This window comes from Pararhodobacter sp. SW119, assembly GCF_017811755.1.
Taxonomy (GTDB): Bacteria; Pseudomonadota; Alphaproteobacteria; order Rhodobacterales; family Rhodobacteraceae; genus Pararhodobacter.
The window spans coordinates 119,644-145,087 of the sequence record NZ_JADDJF010000008.1 but is presented as its reverse complement, the minus strand read 5'-3'; the positions used below and the strand labels follow the sequence as shown (position 1 = coordinate 145,087).

The window sequence follows — 25,444 nt, the reverse complement described above, 5'->3', positions numbered from 1 at the left end:
ACGCTCTCAGCAAAATTTCCAGACATCAGGTTGCTCAATCTCGATGCGCTGAGGCGCGCGGCTCAGTGATGCGGGGGCTTCGCCCCCGCGCGCCCGCTGTGGGGACGCAGGGGAAGGTTCGGTCAGCCCCAGGTGTGGGGTTGCGCCCGGTGGCCGCCGTTGTGCCCAGCCTCAGACCGCGAACTCCTCCTTTTCGTGGCCTTGCTTGACGGCTTCTTTCAACCAGTTGGGTAGGCGCCCTGCGCCAGACCAAGTGTTTTCGGGATTGTTTGGGTCTTGAAACTTGACGCCAGCGTTTGACGCCGACGAAGACTTTTTCCGGCCCCGTGCGCCGGTTCCGGCTTCGGGGAAGATGTCGCCGACGGTGAAGCCTTCCGCGCGGATGCGATCGACAAGCTCTTTCCGAAGGTCTTTCTTGAACTGATCTTTCTTTTTTTCGGCCATGGCGGTCACCTGGCGGGCGAGGTCTTCGAGCTCCCTGGGAGACATCTTCTCAAGGTCTTTCACGTCATTCTCCGTTTGTTGAGTGCGCGGCACACTGAAAGACGCGCGCCTCAATACCGTGAGCGGCACGCCTGTGGTCAACTTCCGCATCGTCTCGAACGTGGGCTTCGGGCAACGCCAGACGACCCTCTGGATCGACTGCGCCCTCTGGGGCAACCTCGCCAACACCCTTGCCGCTTCCCTGGTCAAGGGCCAGTTCGTGACCGTTGCCGGGGAGCTCTCGGAGTCCGAATACAACGGCAAGTCAAAGCTCGAGTTGCGGGTGTCATCCATCGACCTGGGCCCGCGCGCCACGGCGGGGTCTGATGACCGCCGCGCCTCGGGTGCCGGGGCCACACCTCAAAACGCCCGCCAGGGTGCTCAGGCGTCGGCGGCATGCGTCGCATTCGAGAGGTTTTTCAAGAGATGGGCATCATGGGCAGGCTGGAGACCTGGGAGCGGTGGCGGGACGGCGACACGGGACTACCTATCTTGGGGCTTTTCAGAATCGTCACCGCGATCCAGGACTTTCACAAGTTCAGCGATGGGTTCGATCGCGTCGACCTGATCGTGAGATATCCAGTCTATCTTGAGGTGTCGAACCTGCTGGACCACCTGGAGCGGCATGGCGCCCAATCGGTGGGGCAGGGGTTCGAGTTCTTCAACACGATGGACCTGGAGAGACGGGTCCAGGTTGTCGAGCTCGTCGCTCACCTGGAGGGCAGACAATTCTTCATCGACTGACCAGGGCCTCCTCCGGGAGGCCCTTTTCGTTTGTAGCAAAAGGTGGGGGGATTCTGTAGCGAACCGCTCTGGAATCCGGCGCCTCTCCGTGCTATGGCCTTATTTTACAGGCCTGCTGCAAAGCGAGATGGCAGCCCGTAGGGGAATCGAACCCCTCTTTCCAGGTTGAAAACCTGGCGTCCTAACCGATAGACGAACGGGCCACTTGGGGCGTGCGCGGCTATTTAGGCCAGCCGGGCAGGGGGTGCAAGGGGGAATTTTCGAGAAGCGGGGTTGCGTTCGCGGGGCCGGGCAAGAGGGGTGCGGATCACCCGGGCGCCGCGTCTTCAAGGCGCAGCTGGACACGCCGCGCGCCGCCCCAGGTGTTGATCTCGATCCGGCCGGCAAGGTGGATGCGGGCGGGGGCGGCGCGTTCGATCGCAGAGCCGAGTGGCGTGTCGAAGGCACCGAAGGCGATGGCGTCCAGTGCCGGGCCGGTCGTGTCCCCGATTCGCAGGCGCAGATGGCGTTCTCCGACGCGGCGGGCGTCGCGGATCTGCAGCGATGGCAGGGCGAAGCGCGGCGCCGGTGCGCCCTGGCCGAAGGGGCCTGCGGTTTCCAGTGCCTCGACCAGTTCGGGGGTCACCGCGCCGGGCATCAGGATGCCGTCGAGACGCAGGTCGGCCGCGCCGCCCAGCCCCGCGCCCTGCCGCGCCAGAAGTTCACCCAACCGGTCCATCGCCGCCTCCAGCCGGTCGCGGGCAACGGTCAGGCCGGCGGCCATGCGGTGTCCGCCGCCGCGCGTGAGCAAGCCTTCGGCGGTGAGCCGTTGCACCGCAGCGCCCAGATCGACCCCGGCGACCGACCGGGCGGAGCCCTTGCCCTCGTCACCGTCCAGCGCGATGACCACCGCGGGTCGGTTCGTGGCCTCCTTCAGGCGGGCGGCGACAATGCCGATGACGCCGGGATGCCAGCCTTCGCCCGCCGCCCAGACCAGCGGACCCGCCACGCCGCGCCGCTCGGCCTGGGCGAGGGCCTCTTCGCGCACGGCGCCTTCGATCGCGCGCCGTTCGGCGTTGAGTCCATCAAGCTGCAAGGCGATGCGCGCCGCCTCGGCCGCGTCGGCGGTGGACAGAAGCCGCGCGCCCAGATCGGCGGCACCGATGCGCCCGCCGGCGTTCACCCGCGGTCCCAGCACGAAACCCAGATGGTAGGGGTTCGGCGCGCTGTCGATGCGGGCGACGTCGGACAGCGCGACCAGCCCGGGACGGGCGCGCGCAGCCATCACCTTCAGCCCCTGCCGCACGAAGGCACGGTTGACTCCGATCAACGGCGCGACATCGGCAACCGTGGCCAGCGCGACGAGATCGACCATCCCCATCAGGTCCGGCCCGGTGACGCCGCGGCCACGCAGGCGGCGATTGGCCTCGACCAGCAGCAGGAAGACGACGCCCGCGGCGCAGAGATGGCCCAGATCGCCCGATTCGTCCTGCCGGTTCGGGTTGACCACCGCCAGCGCCGGCGGCAGCGTCTCGGTGCCCAGATGGTGGTCGATGACCACCACATCGGCGCCCCGTGCCGCGGCGATCGGTTCGTGGCTGAGCGTGCCGCAATCCACGCAGACGATCAGGTCGTGCGACCCGGCCAGCGTCGCCATCGCCGGGGCGTTCGGCCCGTACCCCTCGTCGATGCGGTCGGGGATGTAGAGCGTCGCATCGTGCCCCATCGCGCGCAGCCAGACCAGCAGGAGGGCCGCCGACGCGCCGCCATCGACATCGTAGTCGGCGAAGACGGCGATCCGCTCGCGCCGCTCCAGCGCGTGGAGCAGGCGCTCGGCGGCGGGTTCCATGTCGCGCAGCAGCATCGGATCGGGCAGCAGCGCGCGCAGCGAAGGCGCCAGATAATCCGCGACAGCGTCCGCCTCGATGCCGGTGCGCGCCAGAACCGAGCACAGCGCCGGCGGCAGCCGGGTCGCCTGCACCAGTGCCTCGGCCCGGCGTTCATTGCCGGCGTCGGGGCCCACCCAGCGCCTTCCGGTGAAAGACTGCGCGACCCCAAGGTAGGCGTCGGGCTGGGACGTCATTTCGCCGGGGTGCGGTAACGCATCCGTCGGACCGAGCCGGTCTTGGACCGCATCAGCAGGGTCTCCGTCGTCAGCCAGCCCGGTTCTCGCTTCATGCCGGGCAGGATCGAGCCGTCGGTGACGCCCGTGGCCGAGAAGATCACGTCGGCGGTCACCATCTCGTCGCGGGTATAGATGCGGTCCAGGTCGGTGATCCCGGCCTTGGCGGCGCGCGCGCGCTCATCGTCGTTGCGGAACTGCAGGCGGCCATAGATCTGCCCGCCCATGCATTTCAACGCCGCCGCCGCCAGCACCCCCTCGGGCGCGCCGCCGGCACCCATGTACATGTCGATCCCGGTCAGGTCGGGCTCGGCCACATGCATGACGCCGGCCACGTCGCCATCGGTGATCAGCCGGATCGCCGCCCCGGTCGAGCGGACCTCGCGGATCAGATCCTCGTGGCGCGGGCGCTCCAGGATGCAGACGGTGATGTCGTCCACGTCGCACCCCTTGGCACGGGCCAGCGCGTGCACCCGCTCGGCGGGCGGCATGTCCAGCGTGACAGTGTCGCGCGCGAACCCCGGGCCGATGGCGAGCTTGTCCATGTAGACGTCGGGCGCGTGAAGCAGCGTGCCGCGCGGCGCCATGGCGATCACGGTCAGTGCGTTCGGCATGTCCTTGGCGGTCAGCGTCGTGCCTTCCAGCGGATCGAGCGCGATGTCGACTGCCGGGCCGGCGCCCGATCCCACCTCCTCGCCGATGAACAGCATCGGGGCCTCGTCGCGCTCTCCCTCGCCGATGACCACGACGCCCTGGATGTCCAGCATGTTGAGCTGGTTGCGCATGGCGTTGACGGCCGCCTGGTCGGCCGCCTTCTCGTCTCCGCGGCCGACAAAATCGGCCGATGCAAGCGCAGCGGCCTCGGACACCCGGGCCAGGCCGAGCGACAGCAGGCGGTCGTGGAATTCGGGCGAATCGGCCATGGGCGGTCCTCGGGCTGGTGGGTCGGTTTCATGTACCGCCAGTGTGCTGTCCGGCACAACCCGCCCGGGCCGCCCCCGTCGTGCGACGAGGCACGCTCAAGAAACCGCTCGCAATTCTGAAGACAGGGGTTATTGTCTGGGCAGTCAGGTTCGGCCGGATTTTGCCGACCGGACCGAACGGGCGGCGACAGCGATCGCCCCACGGAATGCAAGAAACCAGGGAGACCGGAATGAACAAGCAACTCCTCGATGCGGGCATCAGTCGGCGCAGCCTGATCAAGGGCGCCACCGCGCTTGGCGCGGCCGGGTTGATCCTGCCCGCTGGCTACCGGAAAGCCGCGGCGCAACCGCGCAAGGGCGGCACCATGCGTATCGCCATGGGCCACGGCAACACGTCGGACAACCTCGACCCGGCGACCTGGGACAACGCCTATGTCCAGGTCATGGCCTCGACCATCCACAACTACCTGACCGAGATCGGCACCGATGGCACCCTGCAGCCCGAGATTGCCGAAAGCTGGGACGCGTCGTCGGACGCGGCGACCTGGACCTTCCGCATCCGCGAGGGGGTGACCTTCCATTCGGGCAAGGACGTGACGCCCGAGGATGTCGTGGCCTCGATCAACTACCACCGGGGCGAGGATTCGACCTCGGCCGCGAAGCCGATCGTGGACCCGATCCGGGACATCCGCGTCGACGGACAGAACGTCGTCTTCGAACTGGAGGATGGCAACGCCGACTTCCCCTTCATCATGTCGGACTACCACCTGCCGATCATGCCGTCGTCGGACGGACGGATCGACCCAAGCTCGGCCGATGGATGCGGCGGCTATGTGATGCAGAACTTCGAACCCGGGGTCGAGGCGCGGATGACCCGCAACCCCGACTACTGGAAGTCGGGTCGCGCGCATGTCGACGAGGTGATCATGCTGCCGATCATCGACGCCGCCGCGCGCCAGAACGCGCTGATCACCGGCGAGGTGGACGTGATCGACCGGGTCAACCTGAACACCGTTCACCTGCTGGAGCGGTCGGGCAGCATCCGCATCATCTCGGTCCCCGGAACCCAGCACTATACCTTCGTCATGGACAGTCGTGTCGATCCCTTCACCGACAACAACATCCGCCTGGCGCTGAAGTACGGCGTCAACCGGCAACAGCTGGTCGACACGGTCCTGTCGGGCTACGGCGTTGTCGGCAACGACCATCCGATCGGACGGTCCAACCGCTTCTTCGCCGACGAACTGGAGCAGCGCGAACTCGATCCCGATCGCGCCCGGCATTACCTGCGCGAAGCCGGCATGGATTCGCTGCAGGTCGATCTGTCGGCCTCGGACGCGGCGTTCGGCGGGGCGGTCGATGCGGCGGTCCTGTTCGCCGAAAGCGCGGCGGAAGCCGGCATCAACATCAACGTCGTGCGCGAACCGTCCGATGGCTACTGGTCGAATGTCTGGATGGTGAAGCTGTTCACCGCGGTCTACTGGGGCGGGCGCCCGACCGAGGACTGGATGTTCTCCACCGCCTATGCCGCCGGCGCCGCCTGGAACGACGCCTTCTGGGAGCATGAGCGCTTCAACCAGCTTCTGTCCGAGGCGCGGTCGGAACTGGACGAAACGCGCCGCCGCGAGATGTATGTCGAGATGCAGCGCATCGTCAAAGACGAAGGATCGACCATCATCCCGATGTTCGCGAACTACGTCATGGCGGTGTCGGAAGCCATCGCCACGCCCGAGGATATCGGCGCGAATTGGACGATGGACGGCTTCCGCGCGCCGGAACGCTGGTGGATGGCCTGATCCGCGATACGCCCCGGTGCGCCACACGCGCGCCGGGGTTTGCCTTTTGCCGTCGGCGTCCTGCGCGGGTGCAATTCGACCGTACCCATCCCGCCGGCGGACTACCCCTTGTTGACCGCAGTCGGAGGATGACTTCTTGACGCTGGTCCTGCGCATGATCGCCCAACGCCTCGCGCTCGGGCTTCTGACCCTTTTCGTCGTTTCCCTGCTGATCTTCGGCGCGACCGAGCTCTTGCCCGGGGACTTCGCCGAAGCCGTGCTCGGCCAGGCCGCCACCCCCGAAACCGTCGCCGCCATACGGCGAGAGCTGGGGCTCGATCAGCCGCTGGTCTTGCGCTATGTCGACTGGCTCTGGGGCGCGGTGCAGTTCGACTTCGGCTCGTCGCTGGCGCAGCGCAACCGGGCGGTGTCGGACCTGATCGCCACGCGGCTGGGGAATACGCTTTTCCTTGCACTTTATGCCGCCGCGATGGCGGTGCCGCTGGCCCTGACCCTGGGCATCCTTGCCGCGCTCTGGCGGAACTCGCTTTTCGACCGCGTGGCCAATTCATCGGCCCTGAGCGCGATTTCCTTCCCCGAGTTCTTCGTGGCCTACATCCTGATCTACATCCTTGCCCAGGGCGGCTGGTTCCCGTCGATGGCGCGGCTGCCCGCCGGCGCCGATCTGGGCGAGAAGCTCTATCGCGCCTTCCTGCCGGCGCTGACGCTGACGCTGGTGGTGACCGCGCACATGATGCGGATGACCCGCGCCGCGATCATCAACCTCCTGGCCAGCCCCTATATCGAGATGGCGCGGCTCAAGGGCATGCGGCCGTCCCGTGTCATCGTCCATCATGCGCTGCCCAACGCGATCGCTCCCATCGTCAACGTCATCGCGATCAACCTGGCCTACCTGATCACCGGGGTGGTCGTGGTCGAGGTGGTGTTCGTCTATCCGGGCCTGGGGCAGTTGATGGTCGACAGCGTCTCGCGCCGGGACATCCCGGTGGTCCAGGCCGTCGCGCTGATCTTTGCCGCGGCCTATGTCCTGCTCAACCTCACCGCCGACGTGATCTCGACCCTGTCGAACCCGCGGCTGATGCACCGGAAGTGAGGGGGGCATGGGAATGATCTTCACGCTTCTCTGGATCGCGGTCGCACTGACCGTCGCCATGGCGTTGGCCTTGGGGTTCCGCAAGCTTGCCACCGCGGCCACGCGCGGCGAAACCAGCCGCGCCCTGCGCGACGCCCCCCTGACCGCCGCCTTCGGCATGATGGTGATCGTGATCTACCTGATCGTCGCGATCCTGGCGCCACTGATCGCACCCTTTCCGGAGCGCGAGATCGTCGGCACCCAGTTCCAGCCCTGGACAGCCGAGCACTGGCTGGGCACCGATGCGCTGGGACGGGATCTGTTCAGCCGCATGGTCTACGGCACCCGCAACACCGTCGGGATCGCCTTTGCCACCACCGCGCTGGCCTTCCTGATCGGGTCGGTTCTGGGGCTGCTGGCGGCGACGGTCGGCGGCTGGCTGGATCAGGGCATGTCGCGGCTGGTCGACGTGCTGATGGCGATTCCGTCGCTGATCTTCGCGCTGCTGCTGCTGACGATCTTCGGCACCTCGATCATGACGCTGATCCTGGTGATCGCGGTAATCGATTCGACCCGCGTCTTCCGTCTGGCGCGCGCCGTGTCCGAAGGCGTTGTCGTCATGGACTACATCGAAGCCGCGCGGCTGAGGGGCGAGCGTTTGCCCTACCTCATCACGCGGGAAATCCTGCCCAACGTGACCGCGCCGCTGGTGGCCGAGTTCGGCCTGCGCTTCTGCTTCGTCTTCCTGTCGATCTCGGCGCTCAGCTTCCTCGGCCTCGGCATCCAGCCGCCGACCGCCGACTGGGGGTCGATGGTGCGGGAGAACGCGACGCTGATCACCTTTGGCGACATCACGCCGCTACTGCCCGCGGGCGCCATCGCGCTGCTGACGGTGGCGGTGAACTTTGTCGTCGACTGGCAGCTCTACCGCGCCAGCGGACTGAAGGAGTGACCATGGCCGATAGCGACCTGCTTCTGGATATCCGCGATTTGCGGATCGACGGGAAAGCCGGCGATGACTGGCTGCCCATCGTGAAAGGCGTGAACCTGACGCTGAAGAAGGGTGAGGTGCTGGGCCTGATCGGCGAATCCGGTGCCGGCAAGTCCACCATCGGCCTGGCGGCGATGGGGTTTGCCCGCGACGGCTGCCGCATTTCGGGCGGTACGATCGATTTCGACGGGGTCGATCTGCGCAAGTCCAGCCAGGACAATCTGCGCCGACTGCGCGGCAAGCGCATCGCCTATGTCGCCCAGTCTGCCGCGGCCAGCTTCAACCCCGCCCACAAGCTGATGGAGCAGTATGTCGAGGCGCCCGTGCGCCACGGCGTGATGGGCCGATCCGAGGCCGAACGCGACGCGGTGGAGCTTTACCGCAAGATGCAGTTGCCGAACCCCGAAGAGATCGGCTTTCGCTTTCCCCACCAGGTCTCGGGCGGGCAGTTGCAGCGGGCGATGACGGCGATGGCCATGTCCTGCCGCCCCGATCTGATCATCTTCGACGAACCGACCACCGCGCTCGACGTGACCACGCAGATCGAAGTGCTGGCCGCGATCCGCGACATCGTCGAGCAGTTCGGAACCTCGGCCATCTACATCACCCACGATCTGGCGGTGGTTGCGCAGATGGCCGACCGCATCAAGATCCTGCTGCGCGGCGAGGAGGTCGAGGAAGCCGACACCCGCACCATGCTGGCCGACCCGCAGGAGGACTACACCAAATCGCTCTGGGCCGTGCGCAGCTTCAAGCGCAGCGCGCAGGACGCCCCGAAAAGCGAACCGGTCGTGTCCGTTCGCAACGTCTCGGCCTCCTATGGGCCGGTACAGGTGCTCGACGACGTGAGCTTCGACATCCACGCCCGCCGCACCGTCGCCGTGGTCGGCGAATCCGGCTCGGGCAAGTCCACCGCGGCGCGGGTCATCACCGGGCTTCTGCCGCCGACCCACGGCGAAGTTCTCTTCGATGGCACACCGCTGCCCGCCGATTACCGCAAGCGCACGCGCGACCAGTTGCGCCACGCGCAGATGATCTACCAGATGGCCGACACCGCGCTGAACCCCAAGCTGACCATTCGCAAGCTGATCGGCCGGCCGGCGCAGATGTATCTTGGCCTGCGCGGACGCAAGCTGAACGAACGCATCCGCGAGTTGCTGCACCTGATCGAGATGGAGCCCGACGAATTCATCGACCGCCTGCCGTCCGAGCTTTCGGGCGGGCAGAAGCAGCGCATCGGCATCGCCCGGGCGCTGGCCGCCGAGCCGCGCTTCATCATCTGCGACGAGGTCACCTCGGCGCTGGACCAGATCGTGGCCGAGGGGATCCTGAAGCTGCTGGACCGCCTGCAGGGCGAATTGAACCTGGCCTACATGTTCATCACCCACGACCTGGCCACCGTGAAAGCCATCGCCGACGACGTGGTGGTCATGCAAAAGGGCAGGGTGGTCGAACAGGGTCCCAAGGAAGAAATGTTCCGCCCCCCGCACCACCCCTACACCGACCTTCTGCTGTCCTCGGTGCCCGAGATGGACCCCGACTGGCTGACCAACCTGCTGGAAGAGCGCAAGTCGAAGGATCACCCGACCTCAGCCGACGCCTGACGCCCGATCGAATCCACGAAAGGCGGGTTAAAATCGGGTTAAATTGTTAGGCGTAACATAGACATTTCAAAGCCTTGATCGATTGCGCACGCGTGCGCATCTGCCCGATCCGCCTCGATTTCCACGCCCGGCACGCCGCCCGCCCTCCGTTTGCCCCGGTCCCGCGCGATCTCCTGACGCGCCCCCCGGGACTGCCGGGGCTGGACAGTCGGCGCCGCCCGCGTCACTTTGGCGGCCACAGTCCTTCTCGCCACATCAGGGGCCGCCATGACCAAATCCGCATCCGCCGACGCTCCGGGCCATCTGTGGCTACTCGCCGTTCTGCTGCTCGTCTGGCACGCGCTTCTGGCCGCCGACTACACCATCGCGCGCTTCGCGCTGGGGATCGACCTGCCCAGCATCGACCCGGTTCTGATGGCCGGTCCGACCTGGACGCAGATCGCCTGGGCGCTGGCCGTGTGGACGGGCCTGGCCGGCGCGATCTTCGCGATGCTCCGCGACGATGCTGCGGTGCTGCTCTTCTTCGCGGCGTTCATCGGTGTGCTGGTCGCGTTGATCGGGGTCGAGCTATCCGCGCCGCCGGAACTCGTGCTCGGCTACGCGCGCTATTCGGTCTACGCGGCGCTGCTTCTGGTGCCGCTGATCGGTTGGATCTATACGCGGGCGATGAAACGCGCGCTTGTGCTTCACTGACGTTACGAGCGCATGTGACCGGAACCAAAGGAACCCCGCCCATGATCCGCCGCGACCTGGCCGATGCCGTAGGCAACACCCCCCTGATCCGACTGCGTGCCGCCAGCGAAGCGACGGGGTGCGAGATTCTGGGCAAGGCCGAGTTCCTGAACCCCGGGCAATCGGTGAAGGACCGCGCCGCGCTCTGGATCATCCGGGACGCGGTGGCGAAGGGCGAGCTGCATCCCGGCGGCACGATTGTCGAGGGCACGGCGGGCAACACCGGCATCGGACTGGCGCTGGTCGGCGCGTCGATGGGCTTTCGCACCGTAATCGTCATCCCCGAGACGCAGAGCCAGGAAAAGAAGGACATGCTTCGGCTGGCCGGCGCCGAACTGGTCGAGGTGCCGGCCGCGCCCTACCGCAATCCCAACAACTACGTTCGCTATTCCGGCCGTCTGGCCGAGGAACTGTCGAAGACCGAGCCCAGCGGTGCGATCTGGGCCAACCAGTTCGACAACGTCGCCAACCGCCAGGCGCATGTGGACACTACCGGCCCCGAGATCTGGGAACAGACGCAGGGCAAGGTCGATGGCTTCATCTGCGCCGTCGGGTCCGGCGGCACGCTGGCGGGCGTGGCGATGGCGCTGCAACCGAAGGGCGTCAAGATCGGACTGGCCGACCCCGAGGGGGCGGCGCTCTACAACTACTACGCGCATGGTGAACTGAAATCCGAGGGCACCTCGATCACCGAAGGGATCGGACAGGGCCGCATCACCGCCAATCTGGAAGCGCTGAAGCCCGATTTCGCCTATCAGATCCCCGATGCCGAGGCCCTGCCCATCGTTTTCGACCTGCTCGAGCACGAGGGGCTTTGCATGGGAAGTTCGACCGGCATCAACATCGCCGGCGCGATCCGCATGGCGCGGGACATGGGGCCGGGGCACACCATCGTCACGATCCTGTGCGATTACGGCACCCGGTATCAGTCCAAGCTGTTCAACCCGGCGTTCCTGCGTGAGAAGGGCTTGCCCTTGCCCGGTTGGCTGGAGCGGCCCGCCCGCAATCTGCCTGACCCGCGCGTCGAGGAGTGAGTCAGCAACCGGCGTTGTCCACCCGATGAACCCCTCAGCCGCCGCTTCGTCCCTGTCTGCCTGCCTCGCGCGTCTTGCGGCGCTGCTGCTGGTACTCTGTCTTTCGCTGCCGGCTTTGGCGCAGTCGACCAACGGCCCGACCGAAGTGGAGGGGCCGGACTACGCCCGCTGGGAAGCGACAGCCGGTCTGGCCGAAAACCTGCTCGCCAACCCGTCGACGCCCGATACGGTGCTGAGCAATCTGCGGTCGGAAGTCGTTGCCTTCAGATCCGAGTTCATTGCGACGCAGAACGCCCACAGGGACCGCATCGACGCGCTGCGCGAACAGATTGAGGGGCTTGGCCCGCCCCCCGCCGAAGGAGAGGTCGAGGCCGACGAGATCGTCGCACGCCGCGCCGAACTGAACGAGCGGTTGGCGACCCGGCAGGCACCCCTTCTGGCCGCAAGCGAGGCGCAGCGGCGGGCGGATGTCATCGTCCGCGCGATCGACCGCGTGATGCGCGAACGACAGGCTGATGCGCTGCTCAGCCTCTGGCCTAGCCCGCTGAACCCGGCCAACTGGTCAGCCGGGGCAAACGCCGTCATCAGTTCGGGCCTGACGCTGATGGGCGAGGCGCACAACGCCTGGCTTCACCCCAACTGGTACCAGTCGTTCCGATCCGACCTGCCGCTGTTCCTCGGCACCCTGGCGCTGTCCGTGCTGCTTCTGACCCGTGGGCGTGCGCTTGCGGTCCGACTGACGCTGCGCCTGCTTGACAGCGCCGCGATCCTGCGCGGGCGCGAGGCGGCGGCTTACTTCGTGTCGCTGGCACAGCTGGCCATGCCGCTTGCCGGGCTCTGGCTACTTTCGCAGGCCATCCTGCTCAGCCAATTGACGGGCCCGACGATCGAGGCGCTGGCGGCCGTGCTGGTGCCCGCGGGAATGGCGATCTACGCGGCGCGCTGGCTCTCGCTGCAGGTCTTTCCGATTTCACAGAATGTCGATGTGCCGTTGAGGCTGGACGACAGTGAACGCAGGCAGGGACGCGTGCTCGCGCCGGTGTTCGGCCTGGTCTACGCACTCTACCTGCTCTACGAGCCGTTCATTCAGCCGGATGCTCAGTCCGAAGCGGCGCGGGCGGTGGTGATCTTCCCCATCGTCGTCCTGGCCTCGGTCATCCTTTACCGGATGGGCCGGCTGTTGATGCGGCACAAACGGCATCTGGCGCGCACCGAAACTGATCCACCCGAAAGCGACAGCCTTTTCGACAGGCTGGTGCCGATCGCCGGCAAGCTGCTGGTGATCGTCGCCGTCGCGGCGACGGCGATCGGTGCGGTCGGCTATATTCCGGCCGCGGTGCAGCTGGTCTTCTCGACCCTGGGATCGCTTGCCTTGATCGCTTTCGTGATAGTCGTGCATGGGCTGATCGTCGCGATTTATGCCGCCATAGTCGGCGACGCCGCGGCGGCATCGCGCGCCCTGGTTCCGGCGCTGGCGGGATTGCTGCTGGCCCTGGCCAGCATGCCCGCGCTTGCCATGATCTGGGGTCTGCGCGCGACCGAGATCCTTGAGGTCTGGGCGCGTTTCCAGGCCGGTTTTGCCCTGGGCGAGACACGCATCTCGCCGGCGAACATCCTTTCGTTCCTGCTGGCTTTCGCGATCGGTTACGTCATCACCCGCGCGGTGCAGATGATGCTCTCGCAATCTGTCCTGCCCAAGACGACGATGGAACGCGGCGCCCAGAAGGCAGTGGTCTCGGGTGTCGGATACATCGGGATCTTCGCCGCCGCGCTGATCGCCTTTTCGACCGCCGGAATCGACCTGTCGGGGCTGGCCATCGTCGCCGGGGCGCTGTCGGTGGGCATCGGCTTCGGTTTGCAGAACATCGTGTCTAACTTCGTTTCGGGTGTGATCCTGCTGGTGGAACGGCCGGTGTCCGAAGGCGACTGGGTCGAGGTCGGCACCACGATGGGGACGGTCAGCCGCATCTCGGTCCGTTCGACGGTGATCGAGACTTTCGACCGGACCGAGGTGATCGTGCCGAACTCGGACCTGATCTCGGGCACCGTCACCAACTATACCAAGTCCAACACGACCGGCCGTGTCATCATCCCGGTGGGCGTGGCCTACGGCACCGATACCCGCCGCGTCGAGAAGATCCTGCGCGAGATCATCGAGGCACAGCCCATCGTCTCGCTGAGCCCGCCGCCCACTGTGCTTTTTCAGCGCTTCGGCGCCGATTCCCTCGAATTCGAGATTCGCGCGATTCTGCGTGACGTGAACTTTTCGCTGCGCGTGAAATCCGAGGTGAACCACGAGATCGCCCGCCGCTTTGTCGAAGAGGGTATCGAGATTCCCTTCGCGCAGCGCGATATCTGGTTGCGCAACCCCGAGGTGCTCACCGGCCGGCCCGCTTCCGAACCCGCAGCGCCACCGCCTGCCGAAACTGACCCCGAGCCACAGCCGCCGCCCGATCCCGAACTGGAATTCGACGGTACCGACAGCCCCCCCGAAGCCGAGGACAGTGGAAGATGACCGAGCCGCTTTACCGAACCGCGCCCTATCAGCGCGAAACCGCCGCCCGCGTTACCGAAATCACCGAGGCTGGCGCGCTGGTGGTCGACCGGTCGAACTTCTACCCCACGGGGGGCGGACAGCCGGGCGACAGCGGGCATCTGGACTGGTCTGGTGGCCGGATCGCGATCACCGACACGGTCAAGGCGAATGACGGTGTCGCGCTGGTGCCCGAGGCCGGCATTGCGTTGCCCCGCGTGGGGGACGAGGTGACGATGGTTCTGGACTGGGATCGCCGTCATCTGCACATGCGGGTGCATACGGCGCTGCATCTGCTGTCGGTTGTGCTGCCATTGCCGGTCACCGGCGGGTCGATTGGCGCGGGCAAGGGCCGGCTCGACTTCGACATGCCGGAGGCGCCCGAGGACAAGTCAGCGGTCGAAGACGCGCTGAACGAGCTGATCGCGCGCGACCTGCTGGTGACCGAGGACTGGATCTCGGACGCGGAACTCGACGCCAATCCGGGACTGGTCAAGACGATGTCGGTCAAGCCGCCGATGGGTCAGGGCCGTGTGCGCCTGATCCGCATCGGCCACGGCGAGGGGCAGGTGGACCTTCAGCCGTGTGGCGGCACCCATGTCGCGCGGACCGCCGAGATAGGTCGGGTCACACTGGGCAAGATCGAGAAGAAAGGCCGCCAGAACCGTCGCGTCACGCTGCATCTGGACGGGGCAGAGGACTGACGCTCTCGCGATAGAAATTCTGTCCGCCGCGCCACTCACTCCGCCGCGGCGACCTTGGGGCGCCCCGCTGGCGCCAGATCGTCCAGATGTTCGTCGTGTTCGATCTCGGGCAGGCCCTCGCGCGACAGGAGGATGGCAACGGGGCGCGCCGATGGAATATGCGAACAGACGATCATCGTCGCGACCATGATGGGCACGGCAAGGAACATTCCCGGCACACCCCACACCGCGCCCCAGAACGCCAGCGAGATGATGATCCCGAAGGACGACAGCCTGAGCGTCCGCCCCATCAACATCGGATCGATGACCGAGCCAAGCATGAACTGGATCATCCCCACGATCACGAAGATCAGGATCGCGAAGGCCGGCTCGGTGATCTGCATGTAGGCGACCAGCGACACCAGGAAGGTCGCGATGATCGAGCCGACCGAGGGCAGGTAGTTCAGCAGGAAGGTCAGGATGCCCATGGCAGCGGCAAACTCGAGCCCGAAGAAAGCCATCACCAGGTAGACCGCGAAACCGGTCACCGCGCTGACCCCGGTCTTGACCAGCAGGTAGCGGTTCACGCGGCGGATGATCGAATGGATGATCCGCCCGATACGCTCGGCCCGCGCCTTGTCCTGCATGAGGTTGGCGAGCTTGGTGTCGAACCAGATCCGTTCGGCGAAGAGGAAGCCGACGAAGAGGATGACGAGAGTCGTCGCGGACAGAAGGTTCCCCGCCTGACCGGCCGCAGTCCGGATATAGCCCGAAAGCGGGATCGACCGGATCGACGCGGCGACCGCTTCCTCGGTATCCGGGCCCATCCAGGCAAAAAGCTTTGCAATCGCCAGAATCGCCTGATCGGTATAGGAAATCGTTGTCGTGACGACCGTGTTGATCTGCGACAGGACAATCGCCAGCAACGTCAGCAGCACGCCCGATATCAGCGCCATCGCGGCCAGCGACGCCACGACCCGCGTGATCCGCCAGGACCCGATCCTGAGTTTCGAGATCGAGTTGATGGCGTCCGTGGTCAGCGAAAACAGTATGATCGCGATTACCAGAGAGATCAGGATGAACCGCGCCTGAACCAGCAGGAACAGGATGACCGAAAAGGCGATGATGCCCAGAAACCACGTCTGCAGCCGGTCGCGCCCGCGCAGATTGAGGCGGGACAGAGCGATGTTTCCCTTGTCGTCGGTGTCTGCGTTGCGCGCGTTCATCTCGTACCCGAACCGCTCGGAAGATATGACAAGTTAGGTGTTGCGAGACGGTGAGACAACCGGCAATGCATCGCTTTGCGCACGCAGGCCGGGTCCCCGCGCGGCATGCGCCAGGGCGCCGGTCAGGTCGCCATAGCCGGTGGACCGTCGCTCGTACTTCAGGCCCAGCCGATCCGCCGCCGCCTGCGCACGCTTATTCAGCGCCGGATCGTCGGTCTGCGCCAGGTAGATCAGTTTCTCGTAATTGCCGAACATCATCGGGATCAGTTCCGGATGGCGCTCGAACCCCATGGGTTTCCACACGAAGGCATCGAACTGCCGGACCAGGAAATCGGTCAGGTAGAAGGCCGTGATCTCGGTCTCTTCATGCGCGGCGAATTCCGTCAGCCCTTCGAAGAAGGCGTAGCAATGCGGGCCGGCGACCATTTCGACCCCCAGCTTCGCGCAGCGGGCCTGCAGGGCGCCGCCGGTGCCGCAATCGGCGTAGACCACGAAAATATCGGCATATCGGTCGCGAAAGCGCGCCACCGCCGCCGCGACCGCGTCGGGGATGCGATCTGGCCAGAGGTGCAGGTTCGCGGGCAGGCAATGCAGGTCCAGGTGGTCCCAGCCATTCGCGGCCTTCAGCGCCAGGATCTCATGCGCCAGCGCGCCGCAGGCCAGAAGCAACACCCGCCCCTCGCCCCTCGCCGCAAGGCCCGTTTCGGTCAGCACGGCGTCATTGGGGGGCTGGGTCATGGGGCTAGTTCCCCGCCGCCTGCGCCATCGCCGGGCGGATGCGCGATGCCACGATCTCGTCGGTGATCGGGCCGGCGTAGCGCAGCACGATATTGCCCTGCCCATCCAGCACGAAGGTTTCGGGCAAGCCCACCACCCCCCAGTCCAGCCCCATCCTCGCGCGCGGGTCGGCCCCTACGGCAGCATAGGGATCGCCCAGTTCCTGCAGGAAGGCATCGGCACGCTCTGGTTGGTCGCGATAGTTCACGCCCAGCACCGTTACCCCCTCGGCCGCCAGATCCTCCAGCACCGGGTGTTCGGCGCGGCAGGGCGGGCACCACGACGCCCAGAAATTGACCAGCGTCACCTCGCCCGCGCGGATACGCTCGTCGGTCAGCAGGGTGCGGCCCGGCATCTCTTCCAGGGCGATCACCGGCGCCGCCTGTCCCGCGCGGGCCGAGGGCAGGGCGTCGCGGTCTTCGCGCAGGTTGCCCACCGCGACAAAGGCCACGAACCCGGCCAGCAGCGCGGGCGGCAGGATCATCAGCGGTTTCAGTCTAGCCATGTCGGTTTCGCTCCGAACGGTTTTCGATCAGGTCAAGATCGGCCCGGACACGCCGACCGCGCAACCAGACCCAAAGTGTCAGCCCGCCAAGAAGTCCGAGCGAGCCGAGGTAGGCGAGGCTCACCTCGACCGTGTAGGCGCCGAGATCCGGCATCACGCGGCCATCCTTTCGCGGATCATCAGCGCGCGCGACCGGCGGGCGCGAATCTCGGTGCGCGTGCCGGCCAGCAGCAGCGCAAGGAACAGAAGCGTGAACCCCGCCATGCAGACGTAAAGCGGCGCCTTGTAGGCCCAGTCCATGCGCGTGCCCGGCTGCAGGCTGAGCGAGGCGCCCTGGTGCAACCCCTGGCTCCAGAAGAACGCCGCGTAGCGCGACAGCACCGCAAAGACCGTGCCGACCAGGCACAGCACCGCGGTCAGGTCGGCCGCCGTTTCCGCGTCCTCGATCGCCGACCAGAGCGCGATGTAGCCGAGGTAGAACAGGAACAGGATCAGAAACGCCGTCAACCGCGGGTCCCAGACCCACCAGGTGCCCCACATCGGCTGGCCCCAGACCGCGCCGGTGAAAAGCCCGATCACGGTCATCACCGCGCCCACCGGGGCCGCCGCCTTCGCCGCCAGCGCCGCGACATGGTGCCGCCGGATCAGCCAAACCAGAGATGCCACGAGCATCATCACCCAGGCGTTGATCGCCACCAGCGCGGCGGGAACATGCAGGAAGATGATCTTGACCGTCGATCCCTGGCGAAAGTCGTCGGGCGTCAGGAAAAAGCCCCAGAAAAGCCCGCCCACGACACATGCCGCAGCCAGCCCCGCGACCCAGGGCAGAACCTGCCCCGACAGCCGCATGAACTTCACCGGATTGGCATATTCCCAAAGCGAGCCGTTCGACATGCGATCTTCCTAGTCTCTCGCCCCGGCACGCTCAAGCCACGAGGCTGTGACACCTCAGCGCAGATTGACCCGCAGCGCAAGCGCGGCGGCGAAGGGCAGGATCGCCGCGGACCCGGCGGTGATGCCCGCCAGCAGCAACAAGGGCGTTGTGGTGTCCAACCCCTGGGCGCCGCGTATCACCACCTCGGCCCCGTAGATCAGCGTCGGTATGTAAAGCGGCAGGACCAGGATCGACAGAAGCAGCCCGCCGCGCTTCAGCCCCACCGTCAGCGCCGCGCCAAACGCACCGATCACGCTCAGCGCTGGGGTGCCGAGAAGGAGCGACATGATGAGCCAGCCGTAGGCCGCACCGGGCAGGTTCAGCAAGACCCCCAGCAGCGGCGCCATCAGCACCAGCGGCAGGCCGGTCGTCAGCCAATGCGCCAACGCCTTAACGGCCACGACCCCTTCCAGCGGAATGGGCGCGGTCGCCAGCAGGTCCAGCGAGCCGTCCTCGTGGTCCAGGGCGAACATCCGGTCCAGCGACAGAAGACAGGCCAGCAGCGCGCCGATCCACAGGATGCCGGGCGCGATCAGCGCCAGCGTGCGCGGATCGGACCCGACACCCAGCGGCACAAGGACGGCAAGAACCAGAAAGAAACCCAGGCCAAGCCCGAAGCCGCCACCCGCCCGAAAGGCAAGCCGAAGATCGCGCAGCAGCAGCGCGATCACGCGAAAGCCTCGTCGAAGCCCTGCGGCAACCGGGGCGCGGCGCGATAGGAGGTCAGGTCGAGCACGCGCGCCTCATTGAGGCCCAGATCGATGTGGCTCGCCATCAGCGCCGTACCGCCCCGCGCCAGATGCGTCCGCGCCACCGATCCGAACAGCGCGACCGACGCAGTATCCAGCGATACCGTCGGTTCGTCCAGCAGCCAGATCGGCCGCCCGGTGACCAGCAGACGCGCCAGGCCCAGCCGGCGTTTCTGCCCGGCAGACAGGTGCTGCGCCTGACGCGCGGCCAGGTCGGTCAGGTTCATCGCTTCCAGCGCCGCGTCGATGCCCGGCGTCCCATGAATCGCCGCCCAGAAAGCCAGATTCTCGGCCACCGTCAGGACCGCCTTCAAACCGTCGGCATGGCCGGCATAGGTGATCGCATCGGGCGGGCAGTCGATCGTGCCGGAAAGCTGTGGTTGCAACCCGGCGATGGTGCGCAGAAGCGTGGTCTTGCCGCAGCCGTTGGGGCCACGCAGAACCAGCGCCGCCCCCGCCGGCAGGGTGAAGCGCACCCCCTCCAGCAAGGGCACGCCGCCCCGGGCACAGGTCAGATCGGAAACCGCCAGTTCCATCCGGGCGGGTTTAGCCGATTACGGCACGCGCGCAACCGAAAGCGCGCGGCCAGCCCTGGCTGGGACCGAGGGGACGGCATTGCGTCGGCGAAAGATGCCAGGATGGGTGCAACCGGCCCCTGCGCGACAGGTCGCGATTGGGGGTCCGTGTCACGGGTTTTCCGAAAGTTTCATTGCGGTTAACGACGCAGATTCACCTATATGAAATCAATAACTTGCCAAATGGTCCAAGCTTGGACCGACCACCGACAATCAGGACTTTGCGCCTCAAAGGCATGCCGTAGACGCTGTTGGTCCGCTACACCCCGATCAAGGCAACCGCGACGCGCCGTCCCTCGGACAGAAGCACGTTGTAGGTGCGGCACGCGGTGGGCGAGGCCATGACCTCGACCCCCAGCCCGGCGTCTTCCAGGGGGCGGCGCAGGGCTGGGGGGATGGGTGCGATCTCGGCCCCGGTGCCGATGAAAAGCACATCGACCTGCCCGGTCAAGGCCAGCAGCGGCGCGGGATCGTCAAAGCCGCCCCAGGACGCGACGTGCCCGGGCGCAATGATGACCGGTGCCTCATGCGCCTCCCCGCCGATCCGGAAGAAGCCGGGTCCGTAGGCTTCGATGGGACGCGCCGCGCCGAAGTCTATCTCGATCAATCGCATCGCTGCCTCAGCCTTCGGTAGAAAACTGCGTTCCGGGCTTGTCGGTGTCGGTCTTCGACCAGTCGCGCTTGACGCCCAACCGCTTGACCACGACCGCAGCCACGAAGATCGACGACCAGGTCCCGACGACCACGCCCCACATCATGGCAAAGACGAAGCCACGGATCACGTCGCCGCCCAACGCGAACAGCGCGATCAGCGCCAGGAGCGTGGTCAGCGAGGTCATGACGGTACGCGACAGCGTCTCGTTCAGGGACATGTTGAAGACGTCGATCAAGGGGCGCTTCTTGAACTTGATCAGATTCTCACGAATTCGATCAAAGACCACAACGGTGTCGTTGATCGAATAGCCGACGATGGTCAGGATCGCCGCGATGATCGCCAGGTCGAAGCGGATCTGCAGGACCGAGAAAAGCCCGATGGTCAGCACCACGTCATGCACCAGCGCGGCCACCGCGCCGACGCTGAACTGCCATTCGAACCTGAGCCAGATATAGACAAGGATCGCGGCCAGCGCCGTTGCGACCGCCAGGATGGCGGATTGGACAAGCTCGCCGGACACCTTGGGCCCCACCGACTCGACCGACGAAAAGCGCAGCGAGGGATCGACCTCCTGCAGCGCGGTCTGGACCTCTTCCAGCACTGCCGGAGGCACCGATTCCTGTCCTTCCTGCGCCTGGATGCGGATCATGGCGACATTCTGATCGGGGCCGAAGGTGGGGTCGAACACCTCGGATATCGCGACGTCGCCCAGACCCAGCTGCGCGATCGCACTGCGGTACTGGCCAACATCCACGGGCTGCGTGGCCTCGGTCCGGATGGAGGTCCCGCCCCGAAAGTCGATGCCGAAGTTCAGCCCGAAGGCGAAGAAGGCCACGACCGACAAGACCATCATCACCATCGAGGCGCCGAAGCTCAGTCGCCAGGTGCCAAGGAAGTCGATCGACGTTTCGTCGCGGACGAGTTTCAGTCGCATGTCTCGCGCTCCTCAGATGGCGAAGGTTTTCGGGCGTTTGCGCTCGAACCAGAAGACGATCATCAGCCGCGTCACGAAGAGCGCGGTGAAGACCGAGGTCACGATGCCCAGCCCCAGCGTCACGGCGAATCCTCGCACCGGGCCGGATCCCAGCGCGAACAGGATCGCGGCGGTGATGAAGGTGGTGATATTGGCATCGAGGATGGCCGAGAGCGCCTTCTCGTAACCCAGTTCGATGGCGCGGGCGGGGCCGCGGGCGGTCTTCAGTTCTTCGCGTATTCGTTCGAAGATAAGCACGTTCGCATCCACCGCCATGCCGATGGTCAGCACGATCCCGGCGATGCCGGGCAGCGTCAGCGTGGCACCGATGAGCGACAGGAGGGCGAAGACCATGGTCAGGTTCAATATCAACGCGATATTGGCGATGATGCCGAAGAAGCCGTAGCTGAACACCATGAACGCGAGGACCGCGACCATTGCCACCATGGCGGCGACGCGGCCCGCATCGATGCTGTCCTGCCCCAGTTCGGGCCCGATGGTGCGTTCCTCGAGGAAGGTCATCTCGGCCGGTAGCGCGCCCGAGCGCAGGAGTAGGGCGAGGCGCGTCGATTCGTCGACCGAGAAGCGGCCGGTGATGATGCCCGAGCCGCCCGAGATATGACTCTGGATCACCGGGGCCGAGATCACCTCGCCATCCAGAACGATCGCGAAGGGCGAGCCGATGTTCTCGGCAGTGTAGAGGCCGAAGGCGCGCCCGCCGGCCGGGTTGAACCGAAAGCTGACCGCGGGGCGGTTGTTCTGGTCGAAATCGGGCTGTGCGTCGACCAGTTGCTCGCCGGTCACCACGGGCGTCTGTTCGAGGATGTAGTAGGTGCCGGGCTCGTCCATCGAGGGGTAGATCACCTCGCGCGGGCCTGGGGCGGCGTTTGCGTCCGAGGTGACGTTGATGACCGGGTGAAAGGTCAGTCGGGCGGTGGTTCCGATCAGTTCTTTGAGCTCCGCCGCTGAGCCGATACCGGGCACCTGGATCAGGATGCGGTCTTCGCCCTGACGCTGGATCGTGGGCTCGCGCGTGCCGGCCTCGTCGACGCGGCGGCGGATGATCTCCAGCGACTGGCGCATCGTCCGGTCGTCGGTGGCGAGGCGTTCGGCCTCGGACAGGGTCACGACGATTTCCTGCCCTTCGAGGCGCACGTCGAGATCGCGCGCCCCGGCGCCGAGAAGCGTCTGGACCGGACGGGCGATGGTGCGCACGGTCTCCAGCGCGTGCTGCAACCCGTCGGGGTTGGAGACCGTAACGCGCAGCAGGCCGGCGTCGTCGGAGGGCATGCGGCGGACGTTGCCGACGATGGCGCGTTCGGCGACGAGGAGGTCGCGAACCTCGGGCCAGAGGCCGTCGATGCGGTCGGCATAGACGTCGCTCACGTGAACTTCGGCCAGCAGATGCGCGCCGCCACGCAGGTCGAGCCCGAGGTTGATCAGGTAGGAGGGCGCCCAGTCCGGCCAGAGCCCCTGGTCCGCGGCGACAGCGTCGGGTTGGGTGCCGGCCTCGATCGCGGCGACGGCGTCGTTGTGCCGCTCGACCCGGTCGTAGAACAGGTTCGGGGTCGAGAAGACGAGCGCGGAAAGGCAGATCAGCAGGATCAGCGCGCGTTTCCAGAGCGGGATTTGCAGCATGTCAATGCCTTCTCAGGGGGCCGTCACGGGGTCGTTTCGCCGCGGGGCCTTCAAATGGTGTGGCCCGGGGTTTGGGGCCCCGGGCGACAACAGGGGCCGGCCGGGCGAGCGCCCGGGGCCGGATCATTCCTTGGCGGGTTCGGTCTTGGAGACGACCGCGCTGATCGTCTGCTTGACGACGCGGACGCGTACGCCGTCGGCGATCTCGACCTCGACCTCGCCGTCTTCCTTGACCTTGGTGACCTTTCCGACGACGCCGCCGGCGGTGACGATCTGGTCGCCGCGGCGCAGGCCTTCGACCATGGAGCGGTGTTCCTTCATCTTCTTCTGCTGCGGACGGATCAGCAGGAACCACATGATCGCGAAGATCAGGATGAAGGGGATCAGGCTGGTGATCAGGCCGGGGCCGTCACCGGCAGCCTGGGCGTAAGCAGGGGAAATGAACATCGCGTGCCTCGTGTGGAAAATGCGTCCGGGGGCGGCCCGAATTGGCGCGCACCCTATATGCGGGGCGGGGCGAGTTCAAGCGAGGGCGGGGGGTGTCCGGGACGGCGTCGCCGGAGGCGGGTCACAAGCGCGAAAGATCGGCGTGAAGGGATGCACGGGGCCGGCCGGGTGGGGCATCGAACCCCACCCGCCCGGGTCGGGCCGCACGCGGCCCTCCGGCGCCGCCGCGGGCGGTTAACGGTGTCCTGACGGGGCGCGCGCCGGTAGGGGGCGTAAACGCGGTATCGTGTGAACAAGGCACTGAAAAAAACTATATTTTTACCTGCCAGAATCTGGCTGGCAAGTGTATGGCAAACGTATGGCAAGCGTATGGCAGTTTTGCCGGCAGTGAGGGGTTTCGGGCTGGATCGCACCTGCCACGCGAGGTTCGGCTGGCGGGTCGTCGCGGACGGGATCGGGCTGACGCGGGTCGGTCCGAGGTGGCGGCGGGACGCCCTCGGGAGGCGGGTGCGGCGCGCGGCGCCTTCGCCCGGCAGCATCGGCGTGGGAACTTCCTTCGCTTGTCCTAAGTATACATCTCGTCTACTGCACCGGATCCGCGCCATTCAGAAGGGTCAAGCCCATGCGCCTTTGCCGTTCCGCCATCGCCGCAACCGTCTCGACCGCGGCGTTGCTGGCGCAGCCCGCAGTCGCGCAGGAGCGGGTCTTCGCGTTTTCCCTGACCGGGGGCGCGAGCCTGGCGCCCAGTTACTTCGGTTCCGACAGCTACAGTGTCTCGCCCAGCGGCAGCTTCGGGTTCACCGCGTTGCGTTTTGGGGCGCTGGCGGTGGGGGATCCGATGGGGCCCCGGCAGTTCGCGCCGGGCACCGGGCTGCGCGGCGTCTTCCGCTACATCCCCAAGCGTGAGGGGAAGGACGAACTGGCCGGCCTGAACGACGTGAAGGCCGCGCTGGAACTGGGGCTGGGACTGCATCACACGACCGAGTTCTGGCAGGTCTATGGCGAGGTGCGCTACGGCGTCGTCGGCCACCGGGCGCTGACCGGTGCGATCGGCGCCAACGCGATCTACCGGGCCGAGAGTGGGCTGGTCCTGCACGCGGGGCCACGCGCGGAGTTCGGCGATGGACGGTTCATGCGCACCTATTTCGGCATCACCGCCGCGGAGGCCTCGCCCCCCGTGCTGAACGCCTACCGGCCCGGAGGCGGGACCTATTCCGTCGGGTTCGAGATCGGCGCCTACCAGCCGCTGAACGCGGACTGGGGCATCACCGGGTCGCTGCGCTACGACCGATTGCGCGGCGATGCCGCCGCCTCGCCCATCGTGCGGCAGGGCAGCCGCGACCAGCTGACGGCCCGGATCGGTCTGACGCGGCATTTCAGCCTGCGTTTCTGAGGCAACCCGGCCCGTGAAACCGCGGGCGGGCAGGGGGCTCAGGCGGCCACACCGAATCCGGCCGGGCGGAACCTGACCATCGCTTCGGGCCCACGGGGGTCCAGATCGTAGAGCGTGGGGCGGGCAAGCAGGTAGGTGCGCCAGTTCTTTTCGGGATACGTGCTGATCCGGACGCCGTGCAGCGCATGCAGTCTTGCGCTGAGTTCCGCAATGCGGATGCCGGAGCCGTTCTGGCTCTGCGCCGCGATGACTGCGCGGATCGTCTGATCCAGTTGCGTCACTGGAGGGAACGCGACGTGGAAAGGCGAATGCTGCGGCTTTGCGTCGAGTTCGACGAACTCTGTGCAGGAAGCGCGGAAGCAATTGGGGGCTTTCGCCTCGCCGATCCCGATGACCTTGGCGCCGTGTTCGCGCAGGCGGGTCGCGACATGGTTGAAATCACCATCGGAACTGGCGATCACGAAACAGCGCAGATGCCTAGACAGCGCCAGTTCCATCGCATCGAGCGCCAGAAACAGGTCGGCGGCGTTCTTGCCGGTGCCTGAATGCACCATCCGATAGCCACAGGCGCCATGCCAGTCGGAGGCGCGCTGCGCGTCGGCATAGACGCGCACGACCGAGGGATCGCCGTGGCGCGCGGCGATCGACAGGATCCGCGCGGCGTGCCGCGCGCCAATGTTCTCGCCATCGACGAGCACTGCTACCTGTTGCGCCATGGAAAGCCCCGAAAACCATTTCCTTGGCCAGCGTTGGCTTAGGAATGCGCCGAAAATTCGGCACGTTTCGGACCGGCCCGGACTTGCTGAGCGGGAGCCTCTGTCCCTGTCGACCCGTTGCGTATGCGACAGAGTTGTTCTTGCCAAAATGGAAAACGGC

Annotated in this window: 25 protein-coding genes and 1 tRNA gene; 10 read left to right on the top strand and 16 right to left on the bottom strand. The window is 66.4% G+C overall.

All coding sequences use genetic code 11. The features are described 5' to 3' along the window. Window positions 1-171 precede the first annotated feature (171 nt). Window positions 172-507, bottom strand: coding sequence for an H-NS histone family protein (locus IM708_RS07705; RefSeq protein ID WP_209425757.1), 336 nt, complete (start codon window positions 505-507; stop codon window positions 172-174). Between the two features lie 372 nt (window positions 508-879). Here IM708_RS07705 and IM708_RS21230 point away from each other — a divergent pair, with 372 nt between their 5' ends. Beyond that, window positions 880-1,227 carry a hypothetical protein gene (locus IM708_RS21230; protein ID WP_245243058.1) on the top strand — a complete coding sequence of 116 codons (348 nt, stop codon included), beginning with the start codon at window positions 880-882 and terminating at the stop codon, window positions 1,225-1,227. A gap of 128 nt (window positions 1,228-1,355) precedes the next feature. Here the strand turns inward: IM708_RS21230 and IM708_RS07690 are convergent. From IM708_RS07690 to glpX, 3 genes are all read right to left on the bottom strand, one after another. Beyond that, window positions 1,356-1,430: transfer RNA gene (locus tag IM708_RS07690), tRNA-Glu, on the bottom strand. 104 nt (window positions 1,431-1,534) lie between these two features. Next, a complete protein-coding gene (gene recJ / locus IM708_RS07685) occupies window positions 1,535-3,289 on the bottom strand; it encodes a single-stranded-DNA-specific exonuclease RecJ (RefSeq protein WP_209425754.1) in 1,755 nt (584 codons plus the stop codon). Next, window positions 3,286-4,251, bottom strand: coding sequence for a class II fructose-bisphosphatase (gene glpX, locus IM708_RS07680; RefSeq protein WP_209425753.1), 966 nt, complete (start codon window positions 4,249-4,251; stop codon window positions 3,286-3,288). Before glpX ends, recJ begins: the two co-directional genes overlap by 4 nt. Window positions 4,252-4,481: 230 nt before the next feature. Here glpX and IM708_RS07675 point away from each other — a divergent pair, with 230 nt between their 5' ends. The 8 genes from IM708_RS07675 (at window position 4,482) to IM708_RS07640 (ending at window position 14,717) form a co-directional block, all read left to right on the top strand. Next, on the top strand, window positions 4,482-6,047 hold the full coding sequence (locus IM708_RS07675; protein WP_209425752.1) for an ABC transporter substrate-binding protein: 1,566 nt from the start codon (window positions 4,482-4,484) through the stop codon (window positions 6,045-6,047). 136 nt (window positions 6,048-6,183) lie between these two features. Continuing rightward, complete coding sequence (locus tag IM708_RS07670; protein ID WP_209425751.1) at window positions 6,184-7,140, top strand: ABC transporter permease; 957 nt, start codon at window positions 6,184-6,186, stop codon at window positions 7,138-7,140. 58 nt (window positions 7,141-7,198) lie between these two features. Continuing rightward, window positions 7,199-8,071: an ABC transporter permease gene (locus IM708_RS07665; protein WP_245243064.1), complete on the top strand. Its 873-nt coding sequence runs from the start codon at window positions 7,199-7,201 to the stop codon at window positions 8,069-8,071. 2 nt (window positions 8,072-8,073) lie between these two features. After that, window positions 8,074-9,714, top strand: a complete 1,641-nt coding sequence (locus tag IM708_RS07660; RefSeq protein WP_209425749.1) for an ABC transporter ATP-binding protein — start codon at window positions 8,074-8,076, stop codon at window positions 9,712-9,714. A 267-nt stretch (window positions 9,715-9,981) separates the two neighbouring features. Beyond that, window positions 9,982-10,407, top strand: coding sequence for a hypothetical protein (locus IM708_RS07655; RefSeq protein WP_209425748.1), 426 nt, complete (start codon window positions 9,982-9,984; stop codon window positions 10,405-10,407). Window positions 10,408-10,448: 41 nt separating this feature from the next. Then, complete coding sequence (locus IM708_RS07650; protein WP_209425747.1) at window positions 10,449-11,480, top strand: cysteine synthase A; 1,032 nt, start codon at window positions 10,449-10,451, stop codon at window positions 11,478-11,480. A gap of 25 nt (window positions 11,481-11,505) precedes the next feature. After that, on the top strand, window positions 11,506-13,995 hold the full coding sequence (locus tag IM708_RS07645; protein WP_209425746.1) for a DUF3772 domain-containing protein: 2,490 nt from the start codon (window positions 11,506-11,508) through the stop codon (window positions 13,993-13,995). Next, window positions 13,992-14,717 carry an alanyl-tRNA editing protein gene (locus IM708_RS07640; RefSeq protein WP_209425745.1) on the top strand — a complete coding sequence of 242 codons (726 nt, stop codon included), beginning with the start codon at window positions 13,992-13,994 and terminating at the stop codon, window positions 14,715-14,717. The genes IM708_RS07645 and IM708_RS07640 overlap by 4 nt, the downstream gene beginning before the upstream one ends. 35 nt (window positions 14,718-14,752) lie before the next feature. Here the strand turns inward: IM708_RS07640 and IM708_RS07635 are convergent, their stop codons facing one another. From IM708_RS07635 to yajC, 11 genes are all read right to left on the bottom strand, one after another. Continuing rightward, complete coding sequence (locus IM708_RS07635) at window positions 14,753-15,922, bottom strand: AI-2E family transporter (protein ID WP_209425744.1); 1,170 nt, start codon at window positions 15,920-15,922, stop codon at window positions 14,753-14,755. A 33-nt stretch (window positions 15,923-15,955) separates the two neighbouring features. Beyond that, the gene (locus IM708_RS07630) at window positions 15,956-16,660 is read right to left on the bottom strand and encodes a DUF1638 domain-containing protein (RefSeq protein ID WP_209425743.1); all 705 of its coding nucleotides are present in this window, start codon (window positions 16,658-16,660) and stop codon (window positions 15,956-15,958) included. A gap of 4 nt (window positions 16,661-16,664) precedes the next feature. Further along, the gene (locus IM708_RS07625) at window positions 16,665-17,204 is read right to left on the bottom strand and encodes a DsbE family thiol:disulfide interchange protein (protein WP_209425742.1); all 540 of its coding nucleotides are present in this window, start codon (window positions 17,202-17,204) and stop codon (window positions 16,665-16,667) included. Then, window positions 17,197-17,358: a heme exporter protein CcmD gene (gene ccmD / locus IM708_RS07620; protein WP_209425767.1), complete on the bottom strand. Its 162-nt coding sequence runs from the start codon at window positions 17,356-17,358 to the stop codon at window positions 17,197-17,199. The genes IM708_RS07625 and ccmD overlap by 8 nt, the downstream gene beginning before the upstream one ends. After that, entirely contained in the window at window positions 17,358-18,098 is a 741-nt protein-coding gene (gene ccmC, locus IM708_RS07615; RefSeq protein WP_209425741.1) for a heme ABC transporter permease CcmC, read from the bottom strand. The genes ccmD and ccmC overlap by 1 nt, the downstream gene beginning before the upstream one ends. Before the next feature lie 54 nt (window positions 18,099-18,152). Continuing rightward, window positions 18,153-18,809 (bottom strand): heme exporter protein CcmB, encoded by a 657-nt coding sequence (gene ccmB / locus IM708_RS07610; protein ID WP_209425740.1) that lies wholly within the window; start codon window positions 18,807-18,809, stop codon window positions 18,153-18,155. Next, on the bottom strand, window positions 18,806-19,423 hold the full coding sequence (ccmA, locus tag IM708_RS07605) for a heme ABC exporter ATP-binding protein CcmA (RefSeq protein WP_209425739.1): 618 nt from the start codon (window positions 19,421-19,423) through the stop codon (window positions 18,806-18,808). Before ccmA ends, ccmB begins: the two co-directional genes overlap by 4 nt. Before the next feature lie 298 nt (window positions 19,424-19,721). Beyond that, entirely contained in the window at window positions 19,722-20,075 is a 354-nt protein-coding gene (locus tag IM708_RS07600; RefSeq protein WP_209425738.1) for an Mth938-like domain-containing protein, read from the bottom strand. Window positions 20,076-20,082: 7 nt separating this feature from the next. Next, window positions 20,083-21,051 carry a protein translocase subunit SecF gene (gene secF / locus IM708_RS07595; protein ID WP_209425737.1) on the bottom strand — a complete coding sequence of 323 codons (969 nt, stop codon included), beginning with the start codon at window positions 21,049-21,051 and terminating at the stop codon, window positions 20,083-20,085. A gap of 12 nt (window positions 21,052-21,063) precedes the next feature. Continuing rightward, window positions 21,064-22,728: a protein translocase subunit SecD gene (secD, locus tag IM708_RS07590; protein WP_209425736.1), complete on the bottom strand. Its 1,665-nt coding sequence runs from the start codon at window positions 22,726-22,728 to the stop codon at window positions 21,064-21,066. 123 nt (window positions 22,729-22,851) lie between these two features. Continuing rightward, window positions 22,852-23,175 (bottom strand): preprotein translocase subunit YajC, encoded by a 324-nt coding sequence (yajC, locus tag IM708_RS07585; protein ID WP_209425735.1) that lies wholly within the window; start codon window positions 23,173-23,175, stop codon window positions 22,852-22,854. A gap of 622 nt (window positions 23,176-23,797) precedes the next feature. On the opposite strand from yajC, the gene IM708_RS07580 reads away from it, so the two are divergent. After that, a complete protein-coding gene (locus IM708_RS07580) occupies window positions 23,798-24,568 on the top strand; it encodes a MipA/OmpV family protein (protein ID WP_209425734.1) in 771 nt (256 codons plus the stop codon). Between the two features lie 38 nt (window positions 24,569-24,606). Here IM708_RS07580 and IM708_RS07575 read toward each other — a convergent pair whose 3' ends face one another. Next, a complete protein-coding gene (locus tag IM708_RS07575) occupies window positions 24,607-25,284 on the bottom strand; it encodes an NYN domain-containing protein (protein WP_209425733.1) in 678 nt (225 codons plus the stop codon). Window positions 25,285-25,444: the final 160 nt, after the last annotated feature.

Coding starts and splice junctions, on each gene's coding strand:
- IM708_RS07575 (WP_209425733.1), bottom strand. CDS start 25,284: ATGGCGCAACAGGTAGCAGTGCTCGTCGATGGCGAGAACATTGGCGCG.
- IM708_RS07650 (WP_209425747.1), top strand. CDS start 10,449: ATGATCCGCCGCGACCTGGCCGATGCCGTAGGCAACACCCCCCTGATC.
- ccmD (WP_209425767.1), bottom strand. CDS start 17,358: ATGCCGGATCTCGGCGCCTACACGGTCGAGGTGAGCCTCGCCTACCTC.
- IM708_RS07675 (WP_209425752.1), top strand. CDS start 4,482: ATGAACAAGCAACTCCTCGATGCGGGCATCAGTCGGCGCAGCCTGATC.
- IM708_RS07580 (WP_209425734.1), top strand. CDS start 23,798: ATGCGCCTTTGCCGTTCCGCCATCGCCGCAACCGTCTCGACCGCGGCG.
- IM708_RS07660 (WP_209425749.1), top strand. CDS start 8,074: ATGGCCGATAGCGACCTGCTTCTGGATATCCGCGATTTGCGGATCGAC.
- ccmC (WP_209425741.1), bottom strand. CDS start 18,098: ATGTCGAACGGCTCGCTTTGGGAATATGCCAATCCGGTGAAGTTCATG.
- IM708_RS07630 (WP_209425743.1), bottom strand. CDS start 16,660: ATGACCCAGCCCCCCAATGACGCCGTGCTGACCGAAACGGGCCTTGCG.
- IM708_RS07600 (WP_209425738.1), bottom strand. CDS start 20,075: ATGCGATTGATCGAGATAGACTTCGGCGCGGCGCGTCCCATCGAAGCC.
- yajC (WP_209425735.1), bottom strand. CDS start 23,175: ATGTTCATTTCCCCTGCTTACGCCCAGGCTGCCGGTGACGGCCCCGGC.
- secD (WP_209425736.1), bottom strand. CDS start 22,728: ATGCTGCAAATCCCGCTCTGGAAACGCGCGCTGATCCTGCTGATCTGC.
- ccmA (WP_209425739.1), bottom strand. CDS start 19,423: ATGGAACTGGCGGTTTCCGATCTGACCTGTGCCCGGGGCGGCGTGCCC.
- glpX (WP_209425753.1), bottom strand. CDS start 4,251: ATGGCCGATTCGCCCGAATTCCACGACCGCCTGCTGTCGCTCGGCCTG.
- IM708_RS07655 (WP_209425748.1), top strand. CDS start 9,982: ATGACCAAATCCGCATCCGCCGACGCTCCGGGCCATCTGTGGCTACTC.
- IM708_RS07625 (WP_209425742.1), bottom strand. CDS start 17,204: ATGGCTAGACTGAAACCGCTGATGATCCTGCCGCCCGCGCTGCTGGCC.
- IM708_RS21230 (WP_245243058.1), top strand. CDS start 880: ATGCGTCGCATTCGAGAGGTTTTTCAAGAGATGGGCATCATGGGCAGG.
- IM708_RS07635 (WP_209425744.1), bottom strand. CDS start 15,922: ATGAACGCGCGCAACGCAGACACCGACGACAAGGGAAACATCGCTCTG.
- IM708_RS07665 (WP_245243064.1), top strand. CDS start 7,199: ATGGCGTTGGCCTTGGGGTTCCGCAAGCTTGCCACCGCGGCCACGCGC.
- secF (WP_209425737.1), bottom strand. CDS start 21,051: ATGCGACTGAAACTCGTCCGCGACGAAACGTCGATCGACTTCCTTGGC.
- IM708_RS07640 (WP_209425745.1), top strand. CDS start 13,992: ATGACCGAGCCGCTTTACCGAACCGCGCCCTATCAGCGCGAAACCGCC.
- IM708_RS07645 (WP_209425746.1), top strand. CDS start 11,506: ATGAACCCCTCAGCCGCCGCTTCGTCCCTGTCTGCCTGCCTCGCGCGT.
- recJ (WP_209425754.1), bottom strand. CDS start 3,289: ATGACGTCCCAGCCCGACGCCTACCTTGGGGTCGCGCAGTCTTTCACC.